The 2312-nt window shown below is 54.2% G+C and carries 3 protein-coding genes; all 3 read right to left on the bottom strand.

What is annotated here, in order from left to right:
• A partial coding sequence (locus tag ABLA76_RS17230; protein WP_348988867.1) for an STY4526/YPO1902 family pathogenicity island replication protein occupies positions 1-320 on the bottom strand: 320 nt, incomplete at its 3' end.
• Between the two features lie 80 nt (positions 321-400).
• A complete protein-coding gene (locus ABLA76_RS17225) occupies positions 401-1993 on the bottom strand; it encodes a ParB family protein (RefSeq protein WP_348988868.1) in 1593 nt (530 codons plus the stop codon).
• 3 nt (positions 1994-1996) lie between these two features.
• Positions 1997-2312, bottom strand: a 316-nt coding sequence (locus ABLA76_RS17220; protein ID WP_348988866.1) for a DnaB-like helicase C-terminal domain-containing protein, incomplete at its 5' end; no start/stop codon positions are given.

Here is a 2312-nt window from a genome sequence, read left to right as displayed (position 1 = left end):
CAGACTGGACAGGCCAAAAAATAGTGCATCAGCTCAATAGAGCCGCCTAATTCCAGTGCCCGGTCAATCCGTTTCATCCTCTGCTGCTCGATACGTGCCTGATGCAAGATGCGCACCAGATTGGCGTGATGAACATAAACGCTCAGCACCGACACCGGGCTGTTGCCTAAGTAATGCAAGTCTTCAATCGTCAGGCTCTGCAACATCAGCATCTCTGCGGGTGCCAGCCCCAATGCCTCACAACGGCGGATATAGCCGTTCTTCAAATCCATCACCAGCTGCATCAGCAAGCTGTTGGTGGCTTGCGATAAATGATTCATACACTTCCTCCACTATCAGGCCAGTCAAAACGCAATGAATGAACAACACACTGAAAAGCAGGCACCCCGCACCGGTATCACTACATCGTCAACGCCTCCGGTACACTCTCACGCTGAAGCTCACGCAAGCGGCGAATAACCCGGATAAGCCGCAGAAACTTCACGGCCCGGGTATCATCCAGCAGAGGCGATTCTTCCCGTCTGGCGGTGCCAAGCAGAACCGCCGTCAGCGTCAGTTCACTGCTGTCAGCCGGGGTTTCTCCGGTCAGGGTGTGCAATAAACGCGAAAAAGGATGGGCATTTTGCATATTCACCAGACAAAATCCCGCCGAACCTGCCTCCGATCCCGACAACAAATCGCTGTCACAGCCCATCACTTCCGCCAGTTCAAACGCCAGCCGGAATGCCATGTTTTGCAGGTGATCGATATCATCCTGCATCGGGGAAATTTCCCAGACCGCACTGACCGGCTCCAGCCCGGTTTGGGCAAAATGCAGACATTCGCTTTCAGGAACAGGCAAGACGGGTTCAGACCGATTATTCACGCTATCCGGCGGGTAAGACGGAATAACCGGCTTTTTTGGGGAAGATGGAACAGATACTTGTGCCTTATCGACCGGAGCCGGTTCTGACTCAGGTGCCTGCACCTTATCAGTGGTGGGTTGAGCAATTATTCGTGGATTCGATCCCCTGTTTTGCACTCGAACCTGCGCCGCGTTATCCGTCTCCGATCCTTCCGGCATCGGCACACTCTCAAACGCCGTAGCCTGCTCGCCGAAGAGCTTCTGTCGGTTGCTTTCTTTCGGATCTAATTCCAGGACCCAGCGGTCATAATTGAGTAACGGGTGGGGCAGGGCCTGCAATAAATCGCCAATCAGCTCATCCCGGAACATCTCCGGTGACCAGATTTCCGGTGCATCGAACTTGCGGCAGCAGGAACCAAAGACTTCATCAAAAGTCACGGTCGGTTCCGGGTTTATACTGGTAAGATGCTGTTGCCAGACCGCCTCTGCATCCTGCCGCAGTGCCAGCAACTGACGGATTTGCCGGACGTTCAGCCCCAAACTCAACAGATTAGGCATCCACGGATAAAGATACAGCACGGTATCTTCCATCCGGCTGATATAGCTGATACTGATGGGAAACCCGGCTTTACCCAACAGCGCAGACAACTCACGCAGCGTGATTTTCTGTTGTTTCTGCGCTTCATAAAGGGTTCTGGCTTTACAGACACCGAGGGCTTTTTCAATAAAACTGAGATCACCGCGCAGTTCGTTTTCCGCCAGATGCCCGATCACACACTGTAATCGCCCCGGCCACGGTTTAAACAGGCAGTGAATGCGATAAAAACGTTCATCCCCGGTCTCCTGCCACAGTTCGGACAGAATTTGATAGCGCGTATTCCCGCCATCACTGAAGATGTAGGCCTCGTCACCGTCCGGATCACGCGTGACTTTCGGCACCGTATCCAGCCCACGGGCTTTGATCGACACCTTGATATCGTCATAACGCGGGTTGCGACGGGTGCGGGGGTTATCCGGATTCGGGCGTAGCTGATCTAATGTCAGTACCATCGGCATTTCCGTCATCGGCGGGCTGTCATTGCGGGTAGCCTCAGCCTGTCGTCCCTGCTGTAACAAGGCGCGGCCTAAATGCAACGTATTGCGTCCCATCATTTACCTCCTGTCGCTGTCGATATCAGAAAAACGCGTATACCGGCCGTCAAACCGCACACGCACCGTGCCGGTCGGTCCCTGACGCTGCTTACCAATAATGATTTCGGCAATTCCAATATCCGGGGTTTCCTCGTGATAGACTTCATCGCGGTAAAGATGCAATATCAAGTCAGCGTCCTGCTCCAGCGAACCGGAATCCCGCAGGTCGCCGTTGTTCGGACGTTTATCGGCGCGGCTTTCCACCTGCCGGTTCAGCTGGGACAGCGCCAGTATTGGACAACCCAGTTCTTTGCCCAACGCTTTCAGGCTGCGGGAG

This window comes from Xenorhabdus sp. SGI240 (assembly GCF_040081915.1).
Lineage (GTDB): Bacteria > Pseudomonadota > Gammaproteobacteria > Enterobacterales > Enterobacteriaceae > Xenorhabdus > Xenorhabdus bakwenae.
Note: the sequence above shows the minus strand (reverse complement) of the source record. Positions and strands in the feature narration are given on the sequence as shown.

Coding starts and splice junctions, on each gene's coding strand:
- ABLA76_RS17225 (WP_348988868.1), bottom strand. CDS start 1,993: ATGGGACGCAATACGTTGCATTTAGGCCGCGCCTTGTTACAGCAGGGA.